Origin of the sequence: Herbiconiux ginsengi (assembly GCF_900107435.1) — a bacterium.
GTDB lineage: Bacteria > Actinomycetota > Actinomycetes > Actinomycetales > Microbacteriaceae > Herbiconiux > Herbiconiux ginsengi.
Genome location: NZ_FNPZ01000001.1, coordinates 75,162 through 98,159 on the forward strand (window position 1 = coordinate 75,162; position 22,998 = coordinate 98,159).

At 68.9% G+C, this 22,998-nt stretch carries 25 protein-coding genes and 1 tRNA gene; 11 read left to right on the forward strand and 15 right to left on the reverse strand.

All coding sequences use genetic code 11. The annotated features are described in order from the left end of the window. Nucleotides 1–24 precede the first annotated feature (24 nt). The 4 genes from sigJ (at nt 25) to BLW00_RS00345 (ending at nt 3,120) form a co-directional block, all read left to right on the forward strand. Nucleotides 25–945 (forward strand): RNA polymerase sigma factor SigJ, encoded by a 921-nt coding sequence (gene sigJ / locus BLW00_RS00330; protein ID WP_092547655.1) that lies wholly within the window; start codon nt 25–27, stop codon nt 943–945. A 133-nt stretch (nt 946–1,078) separates the two neighbouring features. Then, a complete protein-coding gene (locus tag BLW00_RS00335; protein WP_245741386.1) occupies nt 1,079–2,290 on the forward strand; it encodes an MFS transporter in 1,212 nt (403 codons plus the stop codon). Between the two features lie 9 nt (nt 2,291–2,299). Further along, on the forward strand, nt 2,300–2,764 hold the full coding sequence (locus BLW00_RS00340; protein ID WP_092547657.1) for a GNAT family N-acetyltransferase: 465 nt from the start codon (nt 2,300–2,302) through the stop codon (nt 2,762–2,764). A 62-nt stretch (nt 2,765–2,826) separates the two neighbouring features. Next, complete coding sequence (locus tag BLW00_RS00345) at nt 2,827–3,120, forward strand: TM2 domain-containing protein (RefSeq protein ID WP_217634258.1); 294 nt, start codon at nt 2,827–2,829, stop codon at nt 3,118–3,120. Nucleotides 3,121–3,237: 117 nt separating this feature from the next. Here BLW00_RS00345 and BLW00_RS00350 read toward each other — a convergent pair. Both BLW00_RS00350 and BLW00_RS00355 read right to left on the reverse strand, forming a co-directional pair. Then, nucleotides 3,238–3,313 (reverse strand) — tRNA-Thr (locus BLW00_RS00350). Between the two features lie 60 nt (nt 3,314–3,373). Continuing rightward, the gene (locus BLW00_RS00355; protein WP_092547659.1) at nt 3,374–4,285 is read right to left on the reverse strand and encodes a DsbA family protein; all 912 of its coding nucleotides are present in this window, start codon (nt 4,283–4,285) and stop codon (nt 3,374–3,376) included. Nucleotides 4,286–4,563: 278 nt separating this feature from the next. Here BLW00_RS00355 and BLW00_RS00360 point away from each other — a divergent pair, with 278 nt between their 5' ends. Both BLW00_RS00360 and BLW00_RS00365 read left to right on the forward strand, forming a co-directional pair. Further along, on the forward strand, nt 4,564–5,664 hold the full coding sequence (locus tag BLW00_RS00360) for an ABC transporter ATP-binding protein (protein WP_092547667.1): 1,101 nt from the start codon (nt 4,564–4,566) through the stop codon (nt 5,662–5,664). A 93-nt stretch (nt 5,665–5,757) separates the two neighbouring features. Beyond that, on the forward strand, nt 5,758–7,038 hold the full coding sequence (locus BLW00_RS00365) for a DUF4032 domain-containing protein (RefSeq protein ID WP_092547670.1): 1,281 nt from the start codon (nt 5,758–5,760) through the stop codon (nt 7,036–7,038). Nucleotides 7,039–7,131: 93 nt separating this feature from the next. Here the strand turns inward: BLW00_RS00365 and rlmB are convergent, their stop codons facing one another. The 5 genes from rlmB to BLW00_RS00390 form a co-directional block, all read right to left on the reverse strand. Then, nucleotides 7,132–8,166: a 23S rRNA (guanosine(2251)-2'-O)-methyltransferase RlmB gene (gene rlmB / locus BLW00_RS00370; RefSeq protein WP_092547672.1), complete on the reverse strand. Its 1,035-nt coding sequence runs from the start codon at nt 8,164–8,166 to the stop codon at nt 7,132–7,134. Further along, nucleotides 8,159–9,592: a cysteine--tRNA ligase gene (gene cysS, locus BLW00_RS00375; RefSeq protein WP_092547674.1), complete on the reverse strand. Its 1,434-nt coding sequence runs from the start codon at nt 9,590–9,592 to the stop codon at nt 8,159–8,161. The genes rlmB and cysS overlap by 8 nt, the downstream gene beginning before the upstream one ends. A 62-nt stretch (nt 9,593–9,654) precedes the next feature. Further along, a complete protein-coding gene (locus BLW00_RS00380; protein ID WP_092547675.1) occupies nt 9,655–10,491 on the reverse strand; it encodes an alpha/beta fold hydrolase in 837 nt (278 codons plus the stop codon). A gap of 46 nt (nt 10,492–10,537) precedes the next feature. Next, entirely contained in the window at nt 10,538–11,719 is a 1,182-nt protein-coding gene (gene ispD / locus BLW00_RS00385; RefSeq protein WP_175494067.1) for a 2-C-methyl-D-erythritol 4-phosphate cytidylyltransferase, read from the reverse strand. Between the two features lie 34 nt (nt 11,720–11,753). Beyond that, a complete protein-coding gene (locus BLW00_RS00390) occupies nt 11,754–12,236 on the reverse strand; it encodes a CarD family transcriptional regulator (RefSeq protein ID WP_066040922.1) in 483 nt (160 codons plus the stop codon). Nucleotides 12,237–12,362: 126 nt separating this feature from the next. On the opposite strand from BLW00_RS00390, the gene BLW00_RS00395 reads away from it, so the two are divergent. Continuing rightward, complete coding sequence (locus BLW00_RS00395; RefSeq protein ID WP_092547677.1) at nt 12,363–12,953, forward strand: hypothetical protein; 591 nt, start codon at nt 12,363–12,365, stop codon at nt 12,951–12,953. 250 nt (nt 12,954–13,203) lie between these two features. Here the strand turns inward: BLW00_RS00395 and BLW00_RS00400 are convergent, their stop codons facing one another. Together BLW00_RS00400 and BLW00_RS00405 are read right to left on the reverse strand one after the other, a co-directional pair. Then, on the reverse strand, nt 13,204–13,884 hold the full coding sequence (locus BLW00_RS00400; RefSeq protein ID WP_092547680.1) for a response regulator transcription factor: 681 nt from the start codon (nt 13,882–13,884) through the stop codon (nt 13,204–13,206). After that, nucleotides 13,881–14,957 (reverse strand): sensor histidine kinase, encoded by a 1,077-nt coding sequence (locus BLW00_RS00405; RefSeq protein ID WP_322788321.1) that lies wholly within the window; start codon nt 14,955–14,957, stop codon nt 13,881–13,883. Before BLW00_RS00405 ends, BLW00_RS00400 begins: the two co-directional genes overlap by 4 nt. Before the next feature lie 223 nt (nt 14,958–15,180). On the opposite strand from BLW00_RS00405, the gene phoU reads away from it, so the two are divergent. Further along, nucleotides 15,181–15,837: a phosphate signaling complex protein PhoU gene (phoU, locus tag BLW00_RS00410; protein ID WP_092547685.1), complete on the forward strand. Its 657-nt coding sequence runs from the start codon at nt 15,181–15,183 to the stop codon at nt 15,835–15,837. Nucleotides 15,838–15,920: 83 nt separating this feature from the next. Here phoU and BLW00_RS00415 read toward each other — a convergent pair whose 3' ends face one another. Continuing rightward, a complete protein-coding gene (locus BLW00_RS00415; RefSeq protein WP_092547687.1) occupies nt 15,921–16,673 on the reverse strand; it encodes a phosphoglyceromutase in 753 nt (250 codons plus the stop codon). A gap of 68 nt (nt 16,674–16,741) precedes the next feature. Here BLW00_RS00415 and BLW00_RS00420 point away from each other — a divergent pair, with 68 nt between their 5' ends. Continuing rightward, nucleotides 16,742–17,566, forward strand: coding sequence for a class I SAM-dependent methyltransferase (locus BLW00_RS00420; protein WP_217634259.1), 825 nt, complete (start codon nt 16,742–16,744; stop codon nt 17,564–17,566). Between the two features lie 6 nt (nt 17,567–17,572). Here the strand turns inward: BLW00_RS00420 and BLW00_RS00425 are convergent, their stop codons facing one another. The 5 genes from BLW00_RS00425 to BLW00_RS00445 all read right to left on the reverse strand — a co-directional run bounded on the left by BLW00_RS00425 (nt 17,573) and on the right by BLW00_RS00445 (nt 21,348). Next, a complete protein-coding gene (locus BLW00_RS00425; protein ID WP_092547689.1) occupies nt 17,573–17,998 on the reverse strand; it encodes a hypothetical protein in 426 nt (141 codons plus the stop codon). 42 nt (nt 17,999–18,040) lie between these two features. Continuing rightward, nucleotides 18,041–19,159, reverse strand: coding sequence for an FUSC family protein (locus BLW00_RS00430; RefSeq protein WP_092547691.1), 1,119 nt, complete (start codon nt 19,157–19,159; stop codon nt 18,041–18,043). 6 nt (nt 19,160–19,165) lie between these two features. Next, a complete protein-coding gene (ygfZ, locus tag BLW00_RS00435) occupies nt 19,166–20,338 on the reverse strand; it encodes a CAF17-like 4Fe-4S cluster assembly/insertion protein YgfZ (RefSeq protein ID WP_092551726.1) in 1,173 nt (390 codons plus the stop codon). A 5-nt stretch (nt 20,339–20,343) separates the two neighbouring features. Next, on the reverse strand, nt 20,344–20,946 hold the full coding sequence (locus tag BLW00_RS00440) for a nitrobindin family protein (RefSeq protein ID WP_092547693.1): 603 nt from the start codon (nt 20,944–20,946) through the stop codon (nt 20,344–20,346). 135 nt (nt 20,947–21,081) lie between these two features. After that, on the reverse strand, nt 21,082–21,348 hold the full coding sequence (locus BLW00_RS00445) for a hypothetical protein (protein ID WP_139256561.1): 267 nt from the start codon (nt 21,346–21,348) through the stop codon (nt 21,082–21,084). A gap of 66 nt (nt 21,349–21,414) precedes the next feature. On the opposite strand from BLW00_RS00445, the gene BLW00_RS00450 reads away from it, so the two are divergent. Next, a complete protein-coding gene (locus BLW00_RS00450; protein ID WP_092547699.1) occupies nt 21,415–22,107 on the forward strand; it encodes a response regulator transcription factor in 693 nt (230 codons plus the stop codon). Then, a complete protein-coding gene (gene mshD, locus BLW00_RS00455; RefSeq protein WP_092547701.1) occupies nt 22,076–22,987 on the forward strand; it encodes a mycothiol synthase in 912 nt (303 codons plus the stop codon). Before BLW00_RS00450 ends, mshD begins: the two co-directional genes overlap by 32 nt. Nucleotides 22,988–22,998 lie beyond the last annotated feature (11 nt).

The window sequence follows — 22,998 nt, forward strand, 5'->3', positions numbered from 1 at the left end:
ATGGGCGTAGCGAGGGAGTGACGGATGAGCGGACCCGACGACCGCCCCACGGTCGACGCCGAGGTCATCGGCGAGCGCCGGCACCTGATGAGCCTGGCCTATCGGATGCTCGGCACGGTCGCCGAGGCCGAGGACGCGGTGCAGGAGACCTACACGCGCTGGTACCGGATGTCGCCGGCCGAACGCGACGCGATCGAGGCGCCCCGAGGATGGCTCACCCGGGTGTGCAGCAGGATCTGCCTCGACGTGCTCGCCTCGGCGCGGGTGCGTCGCGAGCGCTACATCGGCCCCTGGCTGCCCGAGCCCGTGCCCTCCGACACCTTCGCCGGCGCGCTCGGCAGCGGCGGGGCATCCGGATCGGAGGATCCGCTCGACCGGGTGACTCTCGACGACTCGGTCAGCACCGCCTTGCTCGTCGTGCTCGAAGCGATGACGCCGGCCGAGCGGGTGAGCTTCGTGCTGCACGACGTGTTCGCGGTGCCGTTCGACGAGATCGCGGAGACGGTGGGGCGTTCACCCGCGGCCGTGCGCAAGCTCGCGGCATCCGCTCGTCACCGGGTGTCGGCGAGTCGTGCCCGGCAGGTGAGCCGGGCGCAGCACGATGAGGTGGTGCGCGCGTTCTCGGCAGCGAGCCGCACGGGCGACTTCTCGGCCCTCATCGCGGTGCTCGATCCCGACGTCGTGCTGCGCTCCGACGGCGGTGGCATCGTGTCGGCCGCCCGCCATCCCGTGCGGGGTGCCGACAACGTGGCCCGTTTCCTCTTCGGCCTGCTGTCGAAGCGCCCCGGACTCGAGGTGGTGGAGCAGGAGACGCCCGACGGCCTCGGCTATGCCATCTGGGAGGAGGGCCGCATCGTCGGCGTCGTGACGTTGAACGTGGTCGACGGCGCGGTCGCCGATCTGTGGATCGTCGTCAACCCCGACAAACTGTCGCTCTGGAACTGACACAGCGGTCGGCAGCCGGGCGGGCGTGGCCTACGATTGTCCGGTGACTGAACTGGATTCCGCTCCAGTCGACGAAGACTCCCCCTCAGCCCCGGTCGGCCCCGCCCAAGACACGGACGCCGGGCCCGCGCCCATCCGCGACGTGGGCGTCGTGCGCCGCTGGCTGGCCATCGTGGCGCTCGCACTCGGCGGCTTCGGCATCGGCGTGACCGAGTTCGTGACGATGGGGCTGCTGCCGAATATCGCCCGAGACCTGCTGCCCGGCACCTACTCGGTCGACCCGGCATCGGCCAACGCTTCGGCCGGCTACCTCGTCTCGGCCTACGCCCTCGGTGTCGTGATCGGCGCTCCGACCATCGCCGCCGCGGCCGCCCGCTGGCCGCGCAAGCGCCTGCTCGTGGTGCTCGTGTCGGTGTTCGTGGCGGGCAACCTGCTCTCGGCCGTGCTGCCCTCCTTCGGTCTCGTGCTCGCGGCGCGCTTCCTCAGCGGACTGCCACATGGCGCCTATTTCGGCATCGCCTCGCTCGTCGCGGCGTCGCTGATGGGCCCGGGCAAGCGGGCGCGGGGAGTCTCGTTCGTGCTCGCCGGTCTCGCCATCGCCAACGTCGTCGGCGTGCCCGCGGGCACCTTCATCGGCCAGGAGCTCGGATGGCGCAGCGCCTATCTCATGGTCACCGTCATCTTCGCGCTGACGCTCGTGGCCATCCTCGCGGCCGTGCCGTTCCGCCCGGGCGACCCGAGCGCCACGATGCGGAATGAACTGCGCGTCTTCAGCCGGTTGCAGGTGTGGCTCACCCTGGTGCTGGCGTCGATCGGTTTCGGCGGCGTGTTCGCCGTGTACACCTTCATCGCCCCCGTGGTCACCGACGTCGCCGGTCTCGCGAGCGGCGTGGTGCCCTGGGTGCTCGTGATGTTCGGCGTGGGCATGACGGGCGGCAACTTCCTGAGCGGCTGGCTCGCCGACCGTTCGGTGAGCCGCACCCTGCTGGCCAGCCTGAGCGCCCTCGGGCTCTCAGCCCTCGGATTCGCCTTGTTCGCGAACACGACCCCAGGCCTGTTGATCTTCATCTTCTTGATCGGCGCCTGCGCAGGAGCCTGCTCCCCCGCCATCCAGACCCGGCTGATGGATGTCTCGCACAACGCCCAGTCGATCGCGGCCGCACTCAACCACTCCTCGCTCAACATCGGCAACAGCGTCGGCGCCTTCCTCGGCGGCCTGGCCATCGCGGCCGGGTTCGGCTATCTCTCGCCGGCCGTCGTGGGCGTAGGGCTCGCGGCAGTGGGCCTCGCCGTGCTGGTGCTCTCACTCGGCATCGACCGTCGTCGGGCGCGCGCCGCCCACTAGGGTGTGGGCATGCCCGTGCGCCGCGCCACCCTCGACGACCTCGACGCCGTCGCCCCGCTCTTCGACGCCTACCGCGAGTTCTACGGTCTTCCCGGCGATTCCGGCACCTCAGCCGCCGCTCGGGCCTACCTCGGCGACCGGATGAGCCGCGGTGAGTCGATCGTGCTGGTCGCGTCGGCCGATCCCGGAGCGGCCGCGCCTTTCGACGGGTTCACGCAGCTCTACCCCTCGTTCTGCTCGCTCGAGCTCGCTCCGATCTTCGTGCTCTACGACCTCTTCGTGCACCCGGATGCGCGGGGCCGGGGAGTCGCGACCGCCCTGCTCGATGCGGCCCGGCAGCTCGGGCTCGACGCCGGTGCCGCGCGACTCGAGCTCTCCACCGCCCACACGAACACGTCGGCGCAGCGCCTTTACGAGTCGCTCGGCTGGATGCGCGACGAGGAGTACCTACATTACGAGCTCCCCCTGAGCTGACCGGACCCTTCCGGCGCGGGGAGCCGGGCGATAGCATCAGGCAACGTTTCCGAGGAGGAATCATGACCGACCCGAACGCACCGCAGCCCTACGTCATGCCGCCCGCTCCGCAGTACGGCCAGACGGTGCACGGGCCGGCCCTGCCGCCCAAGTCGACGGCGGCCGCCTACGCCTTCATGCTCTTCACCCTCGTCGGTGTGGCGGGCATCCAGCACTTCTATCTGGGCAAGATCGGTCGCGGCATCCTCTGGGTGCTCACCTTCGGACTGCTGGGCATCGGCACGGTCATCGACCTGTTCACGCTGCCGTCGCAGACGAAGACCATCAACGCGCGCCGGGCGGTCGGCATCCGCTGATCCCTTCGGCATCCGCTGAGCACGCGGTGTGTGGGGCCGGCTGCGGGACTCGAACCCCACGACGCATCGCGTCGTGCGTCACCCGACCCGGCCACGCGGATGACTCAGGGCGGTGTGTGGGGCCGGCTGCGGGACTCGAACCCGCAACCCCCGCTTTACAAGAGCGGTGCGCTACCAATTGCGCCAAGCCGGCTGGCTGAACACCTCATTCTAGCCACGGCACGGAGGCCGATCCGGTCACCGGCCGATCCGATCAGCCCGCCGCGGTGGGCGTGGGCGTCGGCGTCGCAGTGGAGGAGTCGTCGCCCGAGACCTGCAGCACGAAGCTCGAGAAGGCATCGGCGTCGGTGAGCGAACCGGTGTACTTCTGGCCGTTCACCAGAACGGTCGGGGTACCGGTGACGGCCTGCTCAGTGGTGTTCGGCAGCGGACCCTGCAGGGCGCGGGAGGTCGCATCCGCCACCCAGCCCTTGAACTGGGTGTCGTCGATGCAGGTGTCGATGTCGCCCTGCGCCGTCACCCCGGCCTGCTTCACGAGGTCTTTCAGGGTGTCGTCGTCGAGGCCCTCGGTGTTCTCGGCCGGCTGGTTCGAGTAGAGCAGGCCGTTGAACGCCCAGAACTGGTCGGGCGAGTAGTTCGCCACGCAGGCGGCCGCGTTCGCGGCGCGGGTGGAGTACTTCGAGCCGAGCGACGAGCGGTCGAGGATGGAGAGCGGGTGGATCTCGACGGTCGCGACCCCCGATTTCACCCAGTCGCCGATCTGGGCGTTGTTGGTGCTCTCGAACTGGCCGCAGAAGGGGCACATGTAGTCGACGTACATCCGGATGTCGACGACACCGGAGGACGTGTCGGGCGTGGTGGGCACGGGGTCTTCGCCGGCGGCGAGCGCGGGCGTGGTGACGGCGGTGAAATCGGTGCCGATGGTGATGCCGTCGCTGGCCATGTTGAGCGGGCCAGGACCGGCTGGCTTCAGCGTGGAGGTGATGACGAGCGTGATGCCCACGACGATGGCGATCACGACGACGCTGAGCGAGGAGATCAGGATGACCCGGTTGCGGATGTCTTTCTTGCGCTGCTCCTCACGGAGCTGCTTCGCCTTCTCACGCGCAGCCTCGCGTCGCTGATTCTTCGAAAGACGCGAGTCGTCTGGTCCGCCAGTGGTCATTCGTGGATGCTCCGTGTGTTCTGAGTTGGCCGTGTTCTGAGTTGGACCGTGGTCGCCTCGATCGGGCGGCTTTCCCGATGGGACACAACTTCTCAATGATAGTAGGAAGGGAGTCTGGGAGATCGCCACAGGCCAGCTGAATGCAGAGGTGAATTCCGCGTCGGCGGGCGTGTCCGGGTCGTGCCATAATTGCCCCTGGGTCTTCGACGGAGCAGGCCCGTTAATCCATCACAACGGATCGTCCGGCACGTACCTGCCGGTGAAGGAGTAATAGAACCATGGCATCAGTCACGTTCGACAAGGCATCCCGCATCTACCCGGGGTCCACGCGAGCATCTGTCGACAAGCTCGACCTCCAGGTCGCCGACGGCGAGTTCCTCGTTCTGGTCGGCCCCTCGGGTTGTGGAAAGTCGACCTCCCTGCGCATGCTGGCCGGCCTCGAAGAGGTCAACGAGGGCCGCATCCTGATCGGTGACCGCGACGTCACCGACATCCCGCCGAAGGATCGCGACATCGCGATGGTCTTCCAGAACTACGCGCTCTACCCGCACATGACCGTGGCCGAGAACATGGGCTTCGCGCTCAAGATCGCCGGCGTCAACAAGGACGAACGCGCCGCCCGCGTTCTCGAGGCCGCCAAGCTCCTCGACCTCGAGCCCTACCTCTCGCGCAAGCCCAAGGCCCTCTCCGGTGGTCAGCGTCAGCGCGTCGCGATGGGCCGCGCCATCGTGCGTCAGCCGCAGGTGTTCCTCATGGACGAGCCGCTCTCGAACCTCGACGCCAAGCTGCGCGTGCAGACCCGCACCCAGATCGCGAGCCTCCAGCGTCGTCTCGGTGTCACCACCGTCTACGTGACCCACGACCAGACCGAGGCGCTCACCATGGGCGACCGCATCGCCGTGCTGAAAGACGGTCTGCTCCAGCAGGTCGGCTCGCCCCGCGACCTCTACGAGAAGCCGAACAACGTGTTCGTGGCCGGCTTCATCGGCTCCCCCGCGATGAACCTGTTCCACGCCGACCTGGCCGACACCGGTGTGAAGTTCGGCACCTCGATCGTTCCGGTCGACCGCGAGACCCTCGCCTCGACCACCGGCACCAGCGCCACCATCGGCGTTCGCCCCGAAGACATCGTGCTCTCCTCCACCCCGGGCGAGGGTCTCGAGGTCACGGTCGACCTGATCGAGGAGCTCGGCGCCGACGGCTACCTCTACGGCCACTCCGAGATCGACGGCAAGCGCACTGACATCGTCACCCGCGTCGACGGCCGCTCGCACCCCTTCGTGGGCGACAAGGTCTACCTCACCGCTGCTCCCAACCACGTTCACCTCTTCGACCTCGAGTCGGGCGAGCGCCTGGGAAACAAGGCCGTCGTCAGCTGACAGCAACCGTTCTAGACTCTGCCGTGGCCCCTCGAAGGCCACGGCAGAGTCGTTTCCGCACACGATCGCCGCGATCAGCACCTGGATGAACCCATGAGCGCCTCCCTGAACATCACGTCGGCCACCGCCGACCCCGGTCTACTCGACCTGCCCTGGAACATGCCGCTGGACGAATGGCCAGACCGCTACATCGCGGCCCTCCCCAAAGGCATCTCGCGCCACCTCGTGCGCTTCGCCCACCTCTCCGGCCACGTCATCGCCATCAAGGAGACGACTGACGAGATGGCCAAGCGCGAATACGACATGCTGCGCACCCTGCAGCGCCTCGACGTGCCCTGCGTCGATCCGCTCGCCGTCATCACCAACCGAGCGGATGACGCGGGCGAGCCCCTGAACTCGGTGCTGGTCACCCGGCACCTCAAGTTCTCCCTCCCCTATCGGGCCCTGTTCTCGCAGCAGCTGCGCCCCGACACGGCCACCCGTCTGGTCGACGCCCTCGCGGTGCTGCTCGTGCGCCTGCACGTCATCGGCTTCTTCTGGGGTGACGTCTCGCTCTCCAACACGCTCTTCCGGCGCGACGCCGGCGCCTTCGCGGCCTACCTCGTCGACGCCGAGACGGGTCAGCTCTACGACGGCCTCTCGAACGGCCAGCGCGAAAACGACCTCGAGATCGCCCGCGTCAACATCGCCGGCGAGTTGATGGACCTCGAAGCCGGCGGCCGCGTCGACGAGGAACTCGACCCGATCAAGCTCTCCGACGGCATCGTCGCGGCCTACCGCTCGCTCTGGAAGGAGCTGACGGGCTCCGAGTCGTTCAGCTCCTCGGAGCGGTGGCGCATCAACGAGCGCGTCGACCGCCTCAACGATCTCGGCTTCGACATCGAGGAGCTCGCCATCAAGACCACCGAGGGCGGCACCACGGTGCGCATCCAGCCGAAGGTGGTGGATGCCGGGCACCACCAGCGTCGCCTGCTGCGCCTCACCGGGCTCGACGCCCAGGAGAACCAGGCGCGGCGACTGCTCAACGACCTCGACTCCTACACGGCGAAGTATGGCCGCAAGGACTATGACGAGGAGATGGTGGCGCACGAATGGCTGGCCAAGGTGTTCGAGCCCGTCATCCGCGCCATCCCGCGCGATCTGAAGGGCAAGCTCGAGCCGGCGGAGGTCTTCCACCAGCTGCTCGAGCACCGCTGGTTCATGAGCCAGGACCAGAACCGCGACGTGCCGCTGGCCGAAGCGCTCTCCTCCTACATCGACACGGTGCTCCGGCACCGTCGCGACGAGGCCACCGTGATCGACCCGCCCACCGGCACCTTCACCCTGGCCATCCCGCTGGCCGACGGCGAAGCCGACTGGCGCCAGAACGTCTGACCTCCTCGCGACCCGCCAAAATCCGCCCCTCGACCGGCGATATCAGGGCGGATTTTGGCGGGTCGCGAGGATTGAGTGCGAGGGTCGCGAGGGTTACGAGGAGCGCTGACGGGCGATCTCGTAGAGGGTGACCGAGGCCGCGATACCGGCGTTCAGCGACTCCGTGCCCGAAGAGATCGGGATGGAGACGACCGCATCGCAGGTCTCGGTCACGAGACGGCTCAGGCCCTTGCCTTCGTTGCCCACCACGACCACGATCGGGCCCTCGGCGAAATCGAGCCCGGGGAGGCTGACGTCGCCGTCGCCGTCGAGGCCGATCACGAAGACACCGCGGGCCTTGAAGGCCTTGAGCGTCTGCGTGAGGTTCGACGCCATGGCCACGGGGGTGCGCGCGGCGGCACCCGCCGAGGTCTTCCACGCCGACGCCGTCACGCCCACCGAGCGACGCTGCGGCACGATCACGCCGTGTCCGCCGAATGCGGCGGTCGAGCGGATGATGGCACCGAGGTTGCGCGGATCGGTGATGCCGTCGAGCGCCACGAACAGCGGCGTCTTGTGCTTCGCGAGCACCTCGTCGAGCAGGGTCTCCGGATGCGCGTACTCGTAGGGCGGAACCTTCAGCGCGAGCCCCTGGTGCACCGAGTCGTGGCCGGAGAGGCGGTCGAGCTCGGGGCGCATGACCTCCATCACCGGGATGCCGCGCTTGTTGGCCAGCGACAGCGCCTCCTTGACACGCTCGTCGACCTCCACCCGGAAGGCCACGTAGAGCGCTGTCGCGGGGATGTGCGCGCGCAGCGCCTCCACGACCGAGTTGCGGCCGGTGACGATCTCGCTGTCATCCGCCTTCTTCACGCGACGGGCGGGAGCGGTGCGTGGCGCATCCTGACCCCGCTCGTTCGACGACCGGGTGCCGGGCGGACGCTTTCCGCCGGAAGCGGCCGCGTAGCGCTCGCGCGCCGCCTTCGCCTTGCCCGCGGGGTGGTAGGGCCGGTCTTCGGCCTTCGGCGTGGGCTTCTTGCCCTCGAGAGCCTGGCGACCCTGACCGCCCGATCCGACGGCCTTGCTGCCCTTGGTGCCCCTGCGTACGGCGCCGGCCCTCGAGGGGCGGCCCGTTCCTGATTTAGCCATCGAGACTCCAGTGCGCGCCGTTCGGCGTGTCTTCAATTGATATTCCGGCTTGTCCGAGTTCGTCCCGGATGCGATCCGCGGTTGCGAAGTCGCGGTTGGTGCGCGCCGTCTCCCGATCGGAGATGAGGCTCTCGACCAGAGTACCCAGTGCCCGCTCGGCGGCGGCGTCCCCGCCGGTGGCCCATTCGGGCGAGAGCGGGTTGATGCCGAGGACCTCGGTCATGGCGAGCACCTGGCCGAGGAGCGTCGCGGTCTCGGCGAGGTCTTCGTCGTCGAGCGCGGCGTTGCCGCGGCGCACCGTCTCGTGGATGACGGCGATGGCCTGCGGAACGCTCAGGTCGTCATCCATCGCCTCACGGAACTCGGCGGGGATGACGAGCTCGGAGGTGCCCGCGAACCGGGTGCCGGCCAGTCGCCGCTCGGCGCGCTCGAGGAAGCCCTCGATGCGCGACACCGCGGCCTCGGCCTCGGCCAGCGCGCCGTCGTGGAACTCGAGCGTCGAGCGGTAGTGCGCCGCGCCGAGGTAGTAGCGCAGCACGACGGGGCGCGCCGACCCGATCAGCTCGGAGGCGAAGATCGAGTTGCCGAGCGACTTCGACATCTTCTGACCGGTCACGGCGACGAGGCCGTTGTGGATCCAGAGATTGGCGAACGGATCACCGGCCGCGTGCGATTGCGCCACCTCGTTCTCGTGGTGCGGGAAGCGCAGATCGAGCCCGCCGCCGTGGATGTCGAATTGCGCACCGAGGTACTTGGTCGACATCGCGGAGCACTCGATGTGCCAGCCCGGCCGCCCGCGACCCCAGGGGCTCGGGAACGCCGCCGATTCGGGTTCGCCCGGCTTGTGGCCCTTCCAGAGCGCGAAGTCGCGCACATCCTTCTTGCCGCGCGAATCGGAGTCGGTGGCGGGCGCCATGTCGTCGAGCTTCTGATGCGTCAGCTCGCCGTAGTCGGGCCAGCTCGCGGTGTCGAAGTACACGTCGCCGGTGCCGTCGTCGGTGGCGTAGGCGTGCCCGGCGTCGATGAGGCGCTGGATGATGGCCTGCATCTCCGGGATGCTCGCGGTCGCGCGCGGCTCGTAAGTGGGGGGAAGCACGCCGATCGCGGTGTAGGCGGCCGTGAACTCGAGCTCGATGCGATAGGCCAGCGCCCACCATTCCTCAGGGCTGCCGGCCGCGGCGCTCTCGGCGGCGTTGATGAGGATCTTGTCGTCGATGTCGGTGACGTTGCGCACGAAGGTAACGGCGTAGCCGCTGTAGGAGAGCCAGCGGCGCAACTGGTCGTAGACCAGCGCGGAACGGAGGTGGCCGATGTGCGGAGACGACTGCACGGTGGGCCCGCAGACGTAGATCCCGACCTGGCCCGGGACGAGAGGCGTGAAGTCGGTGAGCGCGCGGGCCTTGGAATCATGGAGTCGCAGAGTCACTGCGTTAGTTTACTGTGCTGGTGCCGCAGAGCAGGCTCCGCGGCACCAGCCGGAACCCGGTGCTACTGCTGGATGAAGGCGAGGAGGTCGGGGTTGAGGGTGTCAGCGTGCGTCGTGAGCATGCCGTGCGGAAAGCCCTCGTAGATCTTGAGGGTGGAGTTGCTGAGCAGCTCGTGCTGCTTGAGCGAAGCGTCCTTGTAGGGCACGATCTGGTCGTCGTCGCCCTGCGTGACCAGGACCGGAACGGAGATCGCCTTCAGATCATCGGTCTGGTCGGTCTCGGAGAACGCCTTGATGCCCTCGTAGTGGGCCAGAGCGCTCCCCATCATGCCCTGGCGCCACCAGTTGGCGACCACGGGCTCGGACACCGTGACGCCGGGGCGGTTGAATCCGTAGAACGGCCCGGATGCCACGGCCTGGAAGAATTCGGCCCGGTTCGCGGCCAGCGCGGCACGGAAGTCGTCGAACACCGAGATGGGCAGCCCCTCGGGGTTGGCGTCGGTCTGCACCATCAGCGGAGGCACGGAGGACACGAGGACGGCTTTCGCCACTCGCCCCTGCGGTTCGCCGTACTGGGCGACGTAGCGCGCGACCTGACCGCCGCCGGTGGAGTGCCCGATGTGGATGGCGTTGCGCAGATCGAGGTGCTCGACCACCGCCGAGGCATCGCTGGCGTAGTGGTCCATGTCGTTGCCGGTCGCGGTCTGGGAGGACCGTCCGTGACCGCGCCGATCGCTGGCGATCACACGGTAGCCGTGCCCGAGGAAGAAGAGCATCTGGGCGTCCCAGTCATCCGCGGAGAGGGGCCATCCGTGGTGGAACATGATGGGCTGGGCGTCGCGGTTGCCCCAGTCCTTGTAGAAGATCTCCGTGCCATCGTCAGTCGTTACGAACGCCATGATCACTCTCCGTTTGCCTGTCGCCCCACCTTTGTGTGCGACCAGCCTAGACGGAGACGAGACAGGTGGCTATGGCCGTCAGACCCTCTCCCCGACCCGGGAAACCCAGGCCGTCGGTGGTCGTGGCCGACACCGAGACGGGTGCGCCGAGGATCGACGTGAGCAGCGCATCCGCCTCCACCTTGCGGGGGGCGAAGCGGGGGCGGTTGCCGATGAGCTGCACCGAGACATTGCCGATGCGGAATCCGGCGGCGGAGAGGATGTCGCGGGTGCGCGCCAGGAAGACGTCGCCGTGAGCGCCGGCCAACTCGGGGTCGGCGGTGCCGAAGCGGCTGCCCAGGTCGCCGAGACCGGCGGCGCCGAGCAGGGCGTCGCAGATGGCGTGGGCCACGACGTCGCCGTCGCTGTGACCGGCGAGGCCCGGTTCGCCGGGCCAGTGCAGGCCGGCGAGCCAGAGCTCCGCCTCGGGGTCGAAGGCGTGCGCGTCGACGCCGACGCCGGTGCGCGGCAGGGGCGCTCGGCCGAAGGAGCCCTGACGCCGCAGCACGTCTTCTGCCCGCTCCAGGTCGTCGGCCGTGGTGATCTTGAACGCGAGCGCCGACCCGGCCACGACGCCCACAGGATGCCCGGCCTCGCGCACCAGCGCGGCGTCGTCGGTGAAGTCGGCGGCGGCCAGCGCGTAGGCCTCGACGAGATGCGTCCGCGGAAAACCCTGGGGGGTCTGCACCGCGGTGAGCTTCGAGCGGTCGATCGTGTCGCGCACGGTGCCGTCGCCGGCCACGCCCTTGATGGTGTCGGTGACCGGGAGACCCGGGATGACCCCGTGGCCCAGGTCGCGAACGGCCGCCACCACGCGGTCAAAGACGTCGGGCGGAGTGAACACCCGGGCGGCGTCGTGCACGAGCACGACCTCCACCTCGGGCGGGAGCACCTCGAGGCCCGCAGCGACCGAGCGCTGACGCGTGTCCCCGCCGGCCACCACGACCGCGGGCATGCGCAGCTCGTCGAGCTGAGCGGATGCCGCGCTCACGAGGGCCGCCGGAACGACGACCACGAGGGCCGCCTCCTCGGACATGCCGCGAACGGCATCCATCGATCGCGACAGGATGCTCCGGCCGCCGATCTCGACGAACGCCTTCGGTTCGGGGCGGCCGAGACGGCTGCCCGACCCGGCGGCGACCACGATCACCCCCACCGAAGCGGGGGCCGCCGAGGGGCGCTGCTCCACGGCAGAACCGGAACCGATGACGAGACGGAGCGGGCTAGGAGGCCAGCACCTCGTCGAGCACCAGCGAGGCCTTCTCCTCGTCGGTCTTCTCGGCGAGAGCGAGCTCGGAGATCAGGATCTGACGGGCCTTCGCGAGCATGCGCTTCTCACCGGCGGAGAGACCGCGGTCTTGGTCGCGGCGCCACAGGTCGCGCACGACCTCGCTCACCTTGATGACGTCGCCCGACGCGAGCTTCTCGAGGTTCGCCTTGTAGCGGCGCGACCAGTTCGTGGGCTCTTCTGTGAAGGGGGCGCGCAGCACTTCGAACACCTTGTCGAGGCCCTCGCGGCCGATGACGTCACGCACGCCGACCAGGTCGACGTTGTCGGCGGGTACCTCGATCGTCAGGTCACCCTGCGTCACACGGAGTTTGAGGTAGATTTTCTCTTCGCCCTTGATGACCCGGGTCTTCACCTCGGAAATCGTTGCGGCTCCGTGGTGGGGGTAAACGACTGTTTCGCCAACCTCAAAAAGCATGAATGGATGTCCTTCCGTGGCTACCAGGATACCACAGGGGGTATGTAGTTAGGGTGTCCTAACCAGCCCACGGAGGCCCGCTCGTTGTAAGCTCGAGCCAAAGCGTTTACGACTCTGGAGGGTCTTGTGAGAGCTCGGTTCGCGGCATCCGTTCTGGTGGTCGCCCTCGTCGGCTTCGGCACTGCCGGGTGTGCGTTCATCACCCCGCAGGCCACCACGAACATCGTCGAGACCTCCGACGGCGTCAACGCCACGATCGGGCAGGTCCACGTGCGCAACGCCACACTGATCAGCGAAGACGGCACCCTCGCGAGCATGCTCGTGTCATTCGTGAACTCCGGCGACGACAGCCAGAAGCTCACCGTGCAGTATGAAGACGGCGCCACCGGCGAGCGCGCCAGCCAGCAGGTCACCGTGCCCGGCGAGAGCGCCATCACGAGCTTCGGCGCCGACGGCGGCGAGCAGATCCTGCTCAACAACGTCTCGAAGCCGGGCAGCCTCTTCCCGGTCTACTTCCAGTACGGCGACGTCGAGGGCAAGCAGGTGCTCGTGCCCGTGCTCAACACGAGCCTGCCGGAGTATGACGGCCTGGCGCCGACACCGACCCCCACCATGACGCTCCTCCAGTCGCCGCCGCCGACGCTCGTCGAGACGCCTCACGACGGCCAGGCGCCGTCCACCGGCGAGCCGACTCCCACCGAGACTCCCGCCGGCTAAGAGATTCCGCCCGTTGCTCGGGCCCGGCAACCGAGCTGTGCTGGCTGCCGAGGGGGCCGTGCTTCGCGCGGCCTCCTCGGGCGTCGCCGGTCCTTGCCCGGCGCCGCGCGACATGTTCGCGTGAGGTCGCTTCGCGGCCTCGCGCTCACCCTGGGTCGTCGACAAAGGCCTGTTGCGTGCGGTGCCGCACCTAAGTCGTCGGGAAACGAGATGGCGGTACGCCTGTTTCGGCGATACCGCCGTGCTTCACTCAGCCTTCGAAGCGGTACCCCAACCCCCGCACCGTCACCAGCAGGGTGGGCTCCGAGGGCAGCTTCTCGATCTTCGAGCGGATGCGCTTGATGTGCACGTCGAGGGTCTTGGTGTCGCCGAAGTAGTCGGAACCCCAGACCCGGTCGATCAGCTGACCGCGGGTCAGCACACGCCCCGCGTTCCGCAGCAGCAGCTCGAGCAGTTCGAATTCCTTCAGAGGCATGGCCACCTCTTTGCCGTTCACGGCCACGGTGTGCCGCTCGACGTCCATCGACACCGGACCGGCCACGAGCTGCGGCTCGGCGGCATCCAGCACCTCCAGCTGACGCCGCAGCACGGCCCGGATCCGCGCGAGCAGCTCGCGCGTCGAATACGGCTTCGTGACGTAGTCGTCGGCGCCGAGCTCGAGGCCCACCACGATGTCGATCTCGGAGTCCTTGGCGGTGAGCATGATGATCGGCACCGACGACCGGGTGCGGATCTCGCGGCACACTTCCGTGCCGGGGATGCCCGGGATCATCAGGTCGAGCAGGATGATGTCGACCCCGCCGCGGTCGAACTCGCTGATGGCGCTCGGCCCGTCGGGCGCAACGGTCACGCCGTAGCCCTCGCGGCGGAGCAGGTAGCTGAGCGGTTCGCTCAGCGCGGCTTCGTCTTCGACCAGCAGGATGTGGGTCATCGTTTCTCTCCTTGAGGAAGTGCCGAGGCGGGGGGCGCCTCCGGAAGCCGGATGGTGAACGTCGAGCCCTGGCCGATCTGCGACCAGGCGCGGATGTCTCCACCGTGGTTCTGCACGACGTGCTTCACGATGCTGAGCCCGAGTCCGGTTCCACCCGTGTTGCGCGACCGCGCCTGGTCGACGCGGAAGAACCGCTCGAACACGCGCGGGAGATCTTCGTCGGGGATGCCGATCCCCTGGTCGGTCACCACGAGCTCCACGACACCCTCGTCGTGGTGCACGCCGATGCCGACGCGCGATCCGTCGGGCGAGTACTGCACGGCGTTGGCGATCAGGTTGTTGATGGCGAGGGTGAGCAGCGCTTCGTCGCCCATCACCTGCACGTGCTTGGCGCCGCCGACGGCGAGCGTCATCCCCCGCGCGTCCGCCACCACGTGGTTCTGGTCGACGGCGGAGGCCACCACCTCGTCGAGGTCGATGCGCACGGCCGCCGCCAGGATGTCGGTGGACTGCAGTCGCGAGAGCTCGATGATCTCCCGGGTGATCTGCGAGAGGCGGGTGGCCTCGGTGCCCATCCGCTTCGCGAAGCGACGCACCTGCTCCGGGTCGTCGGAGGCCGGGTCGAGAGCCTCGGCGAGCAGGGCGATGGCGCCGATCGGCGTCTTCAGCTCGTGACTGATGTTCGCGATGAAGTCACGGCGCACCTCTTCGAGGCGGTAGGCATCGGTGCGGTCCTCCGCCAGCACGAGCACGTAACGGCTGCCGAGCCGCGCGGCCTGCACGTCGAGATGGATGCTCGCCTCGCCGAACGGTCCCCGGGCGAGCGTCACCTCCTCGCTCACCGACTCGCCGGTGCTGCGCACGCGGGCCACGATCTCGAGGATCTCCTCGTGCACCAGCAGCTGGTTCACCACGAGTCCGTAGGTATAGGCCTTCGCCGAGGACTTGACCACGTTGTTCGACGGGTCGAGCACGAGGCCGGCGGAGTCGAGGGCGTCGATCACCTGATCCACCCCGTCGGGCACCGCGGAGGAGACGACGGTGACCGCGTTGTTTCCCCGCCGTTCAGCCATGTGGAGCAAGATGACGAATCCCGCTCCCACAGCGAGGCCGAGTGCCACAGACAACAGCACCAACCAGCCTGTTTCCATAGCCACTACACTAGTGAGTCCCCCTGGGCCCGAGGCCCGGTATCCCATGGCGGAGCCGTTGCTTCCTGGACTGTTCAACTTCCCGGCACCTCGCGTTAACCTGCCCCGGGAAGGATTGCATCACCGAAGAAAGGACCCTGCACGCATGCGTGAGGTATTCCAGCAAGAGCTGCGCGAAGTCCAGGAGCGTCTCGTCGAGATCTCCGAACTCGTCACCGTGGCCATCACGAACGCCACCGAGGCGTTCAACGAGTCCAACGTCACCCTCGCCGAGATGGTGATCGCCGAGGACTCGAAGATCGACGCCCTCGCGTCGAGCCTCGACGAGTTGGCGATCAACATCCTCGCCCTGCAGCAGCCGGTCGCCCGCGACCTGCGCATCGTGGTGACGGCCCTTCGGGTGAGCTCCTCCCTCGAGCGGATGGGCGACATCGCCGAGCACATCGCCCAGCTCGCACGCTACCGCTACCCCGACAAGGTCGTGAAGAAGAGCCTGCGCCAGACCTTCGCCGAGATGGGCCGTCTCGACGTCGAGATCGCGAAGAAGCTCACGGTGCTGCTGCAGACCGAGGACATCGCTCTCGCCGACGAGATGCGCAACGACGACGACAAGATCGACGAGCTGCACGTGAGCGTCTTCGACGCGGTGCTCGGTTCGCACTGGAAGGGCGAGGCGGTCGACACGGTCGACGTCACGCTGGCCAGCCGCTACCACGAGCGCTTCGCCGACCACGCCGTGAGCATCGCCAAGAAGGTGCAGTACCTGGCCACCGGCGAGTGGCAAGGCGCCACGGCCTCCTGACGGAGACACCCTCCGTTCACCGAAGAAGCCCCGGACCTCCTACGAGGTGCCGGGGCTTCTTCGTGTTCGTGACCTTTTCGGGGCTACTTCTTGCCTTGGGCCGCGACCGCTGCGGCTCCGGCGGCGGCGGCCTCGGGGTCGAGGTACTCGCCCGGCCCGAGGGGCGCGAACGAGGCATCCAGCTTGTAGACGAGCGGGATGCCGGTGGGGATGTTCAGCTCGGCGATCTCGTCGTCGGAGATGCCGTCGAGGTGCTTCACCAACGCGCGCAACGAGTTGCCGTGGGCGGTGACGAGCACCGTCTTGCCGAGCGCCAGGTCGCCGGTGATGTCGGACTCCCAGTAGGGCAGCATCCGCTCGATCACGTCTTTCAGGCATTCGGTGCGCGGCACGTCGTCGCCGAGGTCGGCGTAACGGGGGTCGCCGACCTGCGAGTACGGGTCGTCGTCGGAGATGGGGGGCGGCGGCACATCGAAGGAGCGGCGCCAGGTCTGGAACTGCTCGGGGCCGTACTCGGCGAGCGTCTGCGCCTTGTCTTTGCCCTGCAGGGCGCCGTAGTGGCGCTCGTTGAGGCGCCAGGAGCGCTTCACGTCGATCCACAGGCGGTCGGCCACCTCGAGAGCGAGGTTCGCGGTCTGGATGGCCCGGGTCAGCCGTGACGTGTAGAGCACGTCGGGCAGCAGGCCCGACTCGGCCAGCAGTTCACCGGCGCGCTTGGCCTCGCCGACGCCGAGCTCGGAGAGCGGCACGTCGACCCAGCCGGTGAACAGGTTCTTCTGGTTCCACTCGCTGTTGCCGTGGCGCAGCAGGATCAGGGTGTAGGGCTCAGTTGGCATGCCCCAATCCTATGGGAGCGACGCGGATGCGCGGGGGCCGGGCCATCGCCGCATGGTTGGATGGAGCCATGCCGATCGGGGCCGTCACGCGGGGAACCACCAACACCAATCGCCTCCGCCGCGTCGACCGCTGGATAAGCACACTCGGCGTCCTGCAGCGCACCGACGACCCGCTCGTGGTCGACCTGGGCTACGGCGCCAGCGGGGTCACCGCATTCGAATTGCAGGCGCGGCTCGCGAGGGTGCGGCCCGACGTGCAGGTCACGGGTCTCGAGATCGCCCCGGAGCGGGTGGCAACCGCGGTGGCCCAGTTGAAGGACGTGCGCGACGGACGCACCTCGTTCGCCCGGGATGCACGCGTCGCCTTCGCGGTGGGCGGGTTCGAGGTGCCCTTGCCCGCGGGCAGGCGGGCTGCCGTCATCCGTGCCTTCAACGTGCTGCGGCAGTACGACGAGACGGCGGTGCCGGATGCCTGGCGCCTGATGGTCTCGCGGCTGCAGCCGGCCGGGCTGCTGGTGGAGGGCACCTGCAACGAGGTGGGCCGGGTGAGCAGCTGGGTGGCGGTGGGGCAGGGCGGCCCCGAGTCGTTCAGTGTGTCGCTGCGCCTGACGGAGCTCGAGCACCCGTCGATCGTCGCGGAGCGATTGCCGAAGGTGCTCATCCACCGCAACGTGCCCGGCGAGCCCGTGCACCGGTTTCTGGCCGACCTCGACCGGTTCTGGCAGCACAACGCCGGGCTCGGCACCTACGGGCCGGCTCAACGCTGGATCGCGATCGCCGCGGCGATGACGGGCGCCGGATGGGACGTGCGCACGCCCCGCAAGCGCCTCCGGCTCGGCGAACTCACCGTGCCCTGGGCGCAGGTCGAGCCCCGCGGCTACTCCTGGGGGTAGCCCGCGCTACTTGACGGGCAGCACGACCTCACGGCCGTCGACCTGGACGGTCAGGGGCTCGGCGGGAGTGACTTTCGACGGCGTCCAGAAGACCGAGGTGTGCGGCACGAAGTCCATGGTGCACGGCCCGTCGGACACCGGCATGGTGGTGATGGCGACCGTGTTGCCCTCACCGGCGGGCTCGACCACGCTGATGTGCGAGCCGATCACCGGGCAGGTGGAGCTACCGGAGATGGCGATGGCGATGCTGTCGCCCTCGCCGATCCAGAAGGCCTGCAGGCCGTCGTCGCCGCCCTCGGACTCCTGGGCGACGTGCTCCTCGTCGGGCAGCCCGGAGAAGTTCTCGGTGGGCCCGGTGACCGTGCAGCCGGCCAGCAGCAGCGACGCGGCGAGAACGGGCAGAGCGATCAGGGCGGAGGTGCGCATCTTCATGCTGCTAACGGTATCGAACACTGAGGGCCGCGCGAGCACTTTTCACTGACTGATGTCGGGGAGGGTGCGGAAGGCTTCGTCGGCGGGCATGCCGCTGGCGCCCAGGAGGTCGAGCACGAGCGGGCGGATGGAGAGCACCAGGGCCGCCTCCGAGACCGGCTCGTCGGGAACGAGGGTGCGCGGATCGAGAGTGATGGCGATGAGGACCAGGCTCTGCCGCACGATCGGGCGGAGCTCGGGCCGGTCGATGCTCTGCGCCAGCATCGACCCGGCGCTCTGCAGACCGGCGAAGACCTCCGCGATCTCGGGCCGCGGCCGCCCGGCGGGCAGCACGGCCAGGCGGCGGCTCACCACCCGCAGATTGCGGGCGCCCCGATCCAGGTTCAGCTGCATCACCTGCAGGTCGGCGAGCTCGCCCCGGTGCTTGCGGAGGAAGGGCGAGATGCGCGCGATCGCCACGGCGGAGTCGATCGACGCCTTCCACTGGTCGAGCAGGCCCTGCGTCTCGCGCGCGCGACCCAGCACGACCTCGGCCGTGTGCTGGTCGCCGAGTCGCAGCACGGTGACGAGCGATGAGGTGAGACCGTTGAAGACGGCGAAGAACTTCAGGGCCTCCCGCCGCGCCGCCCGACGCGGGTCGCGCGGCAGCAGCGCCGTGCAGGCGAGCCCGACCAGGCCACCGACCACCGCGTCGGCCGTGCGGGTGAACGGTCCGCCGGGCGGCACCGGGGTGAGCGCCACCAAGGCCGCCTGCACCGCCGCCACGATCGGGATGCCCGGCAGCGGTGACAGCGCACGGGTGACGGCGAGCACCGCCAGCATGGTCAGCGCGAACTGCCACAGCCCTTGGCCGAAGGCGAGCAGGATCAGCTCGCTGAGGGTGATGCCGATCGTCATCGCGATGGCCGTCTCGAGCACGCGGCGCGGCCGGGCGTCGAGCACCAGACCGAGACTCGACAGACTCACGGTCACCGCGGCGATCGGGAACTCGTGGCCCAGCACGTAGCGCGCGAGCGCGTACGCGACCGTCACGGCGACGACGAGTTGCAGGATCGCCGCCGCGCTCGCCCAAGTGCGGTCGACGCCGCCGCGCGCGGTGGCCTCCCAGCGGCGCCGGAGCATGACGGGTGTCTCGTCGTCGGCCGGCGTCGCGTCGGTCATGCGCGTCTAGCGGGAGCGGGCGCCCAGCCGGGGCAGGCGCGGCACGCGACCCACCGTGGCACCAGCCTCGGGCGAGACGATCTCTTCCGCCGTGGCGGCGACGTCACCGTCGGCGGTGCGCACGACCACCGGGGCGTCGACCGGCAGCTGGCGCTTCACCACAGCGAGCGCGATCGGCCCCCACTCGTGGTGGATGGCGACCGAGGTCACGTGCCCGGCGGCATCCTCCGCACCGGAGGCGAACACCTCGTCGCCCGCGACAGGGAGCACGGCATCCGAGCCGTCGAGGTTCAGCAGCACCAGGCGGCGCGGCGGGTGCCCGAGGTTGTGCACCTTCGCCACGGTCTCCTGCCCGCGGTAGCAGCCCTTGCTCAGGTGCACCGCCGACCGCATCCAGTCGAGCTCGTGCGGGATGGAGCGCTCGTCGACCTCGGTCGACAGGCGCGGCCGCCAGGCAGCGATGCGGAGCGCCTCGGCGGCGAGCAGCCCTGCCACACCGAGCTCCCCAGACCGCACGGCCTCCACCAGCTGCGGGAGCGCGGATCGCGGCACGAGCGTCTCGCGCCAGAACCAGCTCGCACCCGGATGCTCATCAACCACGGCGTACTGCACTCCGCCGGCCACGACCTCGGGCCACGGGTCGGCCCAGGTGAGGGGATGCCCGTTGCCGGTGTGCGCCAGGGCCGCGAGGGCCGCCGGAGCGGCGGTGTCGGGCCCGTCGGCGAGCCATCCGATGGTCGCGAACTCGTCGCTGCGATCGGCGATCTCGACGCGGAGCATGAAGCGCATCCGCTGCAGCCACTGTTCGAGCGGCGCGGTCTCGGCGGCGTCGACCAGCAGCCAGGCGGTCTCGCCGTCGTCGAAGAGGCGGATGGCGTGCTCGATGCGGCCGTTGGCACTGAGCAGCAGCGTCTCGGCCGAAGCGCCGGGGGCGAGCTCGCGGATGCTCTGGCTCGTCACCGAGTCGAGCCAGCTCAGCCGATCGGGGCCGGAGACCGAGATGACACCGCGGTTCGACAGGTCGACGACGACGGATGCGCCGGAGCCGACGGGCGCACCCGAGCCGCCCGCGAGCATCCGCTGTTCGACGATCGGGTTGCCGTAGTGCGCGGCGATGCCCTCGTCGGGAACGGATGCCGCGACGGCACCCGGGAGATCGAGGAACGGCGAGGCCGTCACGGCGCTCAATCCGCCTTCGCGAGTCGCGCCGAGGCGTGAGTGCGCAGGTCTTGACCGAGGGCCGCGATGTCCCACGCCCAGAGCAGGTGGTTGTCGACGAGACCGTAGATGCGGGTGGCGGCCGCGTACTCCTTGGCCGACTGGGTGCGCACCACGGCGTCGGTGGCGAGATCGATGCGCGGACCCTTGACCTGGCCGAGGTAGAGCTCGCTGACGCCGGTGGGGTGCACGATCGACACCTCGATGTCGAAGCCCTCGGCCGAGTTGCGGAGCGTCTCGACCGACTGGGCGGTGTTGAACGGGCGGGGACCGACGCCCGGGAGCATGCCCGGACCCGCGTCGCCCTCGATGTGCAGGCGGGCGAGCCGCCAGTAGCCGGTCTCGGAGGTGAGCGGCTGGCCTTCGACGTCATCGCCGAGCAGCCAGGTGTAGGAGCTGTAGTTCAGAAAGGGCAGCCCGTCGTGGCTGAAGCTGATGCGCTGACCGAACTCCTGCGAGACGTTCTCGTCTCCCACGGCGTAGTCGATGACGCCCGTGCCTTCCCAGACCCCGATCAACCACGACAGGGGCACCAGCTCGGCGGGCAGGCCGGTGGGGATCTCGATCACAGGCTCAGCACCGCAGCTTTCAGCGCTGGCCGCGGAACAGCTTGTAGACGACGACTCCCGCCGTCCAGGCGATGGCGAGGCTCGCGAGCCCGAGAAGCCCGATGAACAGGAGTTCTAGCGCGACGTAGGACATGTCTAAAGCTTAGCGCCCGCCGCGAAGGCCAAGGGACCCAGCACCACGGTGGCCAGGGCGAGGATGACGACCGCACCGCCGACGCTCGCCGAGACGCGGTTCACGAAGCCCTTGCGTTCGCGCACGAGCAGCTGGACGCCGAAGGTCACGAGCAGCGCGAGGCCCAGCACCACGGGCATGAACACGAGGAATTCCCCCGGAGTCACGAACACCCCGACGGCCGCCACGGCGAGGATCGTCAGGATCCACACCGGGACTACGCTTCTCATGAGCAGACTCATACCCGTCATTCTGCCCGATAGTATGTACCGCAGGCGTTCTCTGGAGGATCTTACGTGGCGCAGTTGTTGATCCTGACCTCTGCGGTCGACCGCGAGGTGTTACCCGCGCTCTCGCTCCTGAGCCATCGCACCCGCCAGATCCCCGCCGAAGCATCGCAGCTGGTCAACACCCCGAACAGCGATCTCATCTTCGTCGACGCCCGCCACGATCTCGCCAGCGCCCGCTCGCTCTGCAAGATCCTGTCGAGCACCGGCATCGGCGTTCCGGTCGTGCTCATCCTCACCGAGGGCGGGCTCACCGCGGTCAGCGCCGAATGGGGCGCGGCGGATGTCGTGCTCGAGACGGCCGGGCCCGCTGAAGTCGACACGCGCATCCGTCTCGCCATCGGCCGGCAGGTGCAAGACCAGTCGACCTCGAAGATCCAGGCCTCCGGTGTCGTGATCGACGAGGCGAGCTACTCGGCCCGCGTGCACGGCCGCCCGCTCGACCTCACCTTCAAGGAGTTCGAGCTGCTGCGCTTCTTCGCGATGCACCCGTCGCGGGTGTTCACGCGCGAGCAGTTGCTCAGCGAGGTCTGGGGCTACGACTACTTCGGCGGCACCCGAACGGTCGACGTGCACGTGCGGCGGCTACGGGCGAAACTGGGCGACCTCGAATCGCTGATCGGCACCGTGCGCAACGTGGGGTACCGCTTCAACTTCTTCGAGGACGACAATGAGCGACTCGCTCACACTCTCAATCAGTAGCCCCGACGACGCACGCGAGCCATTCCTGCGCCTGGTAGCCCGAGCGGCCCTGGTCGACGGTCAGCAGCCGTTCAACGATCAGGCCCTGGTGGATGCGGGCAAGGGCTCGCGCTCGCTCCTGCTGGCCCAGCGCAGCGGCACCGTCGTGGGGGCCGCGATCGTGGGGCAGGGCGAGCTGGAGTTCGTGATCGATCCCGAATGGCGCGAGGAGGGGCTGGGGCGGCAGTTCCTCGACATCCTGTTGCGCAACCAAGGGGTGCCGGGCCCGGATGACGAGGGGCTGCGGGCCTGGGCGCACGGCGACCATCCGGCGTCGCGACGCCTGGCCGCCAGCCATCGCTTCGACGCGGTGCGCACCCTCCTGCAATTGCGGCGCGAGCTGCCCGCCACGCTGACGGCGCCGGATGCGCCGGCCGGCTTCACGCTGTCGACCTTCCGCGGCGGCCGCGACGTCGACGACTGGGTCGACCTGAACGCCCGGGTCTTCGCCGAGCATGCCGAGCAGGGCGGACTCACAGCCGAAGACCTGAGCTTCCGCCGCTCGGAGTCATGGTTCGAGCCCGACGACTTCTTGCTGCTGCGCGACGCATCCGGGCGCCTCGTGGGCTACAACTGGCTCAAGATCGAGCCCGACGACGAGCGGGTGGGCGAGATCTACGTGATCGGCATCGAGGAGGGGCACGCCGGGCAAGGCCTCGGCCGCTTCCTGATGAACCGCGGTCTCGCCCGCCTGGTGGAACGCGGATGCTCGCAGGCCGCCTTGTTCGTCGACGCCGACAACACCCGCGCCGTCGCCCTCTACCGGTCGCTCGGTTTCACCGACCACACCATCGACGTGCAGTACCAGCAGCGTCTCCCGCTCCGTCCGCAGCGCCGCTGAGGTATCCTCGA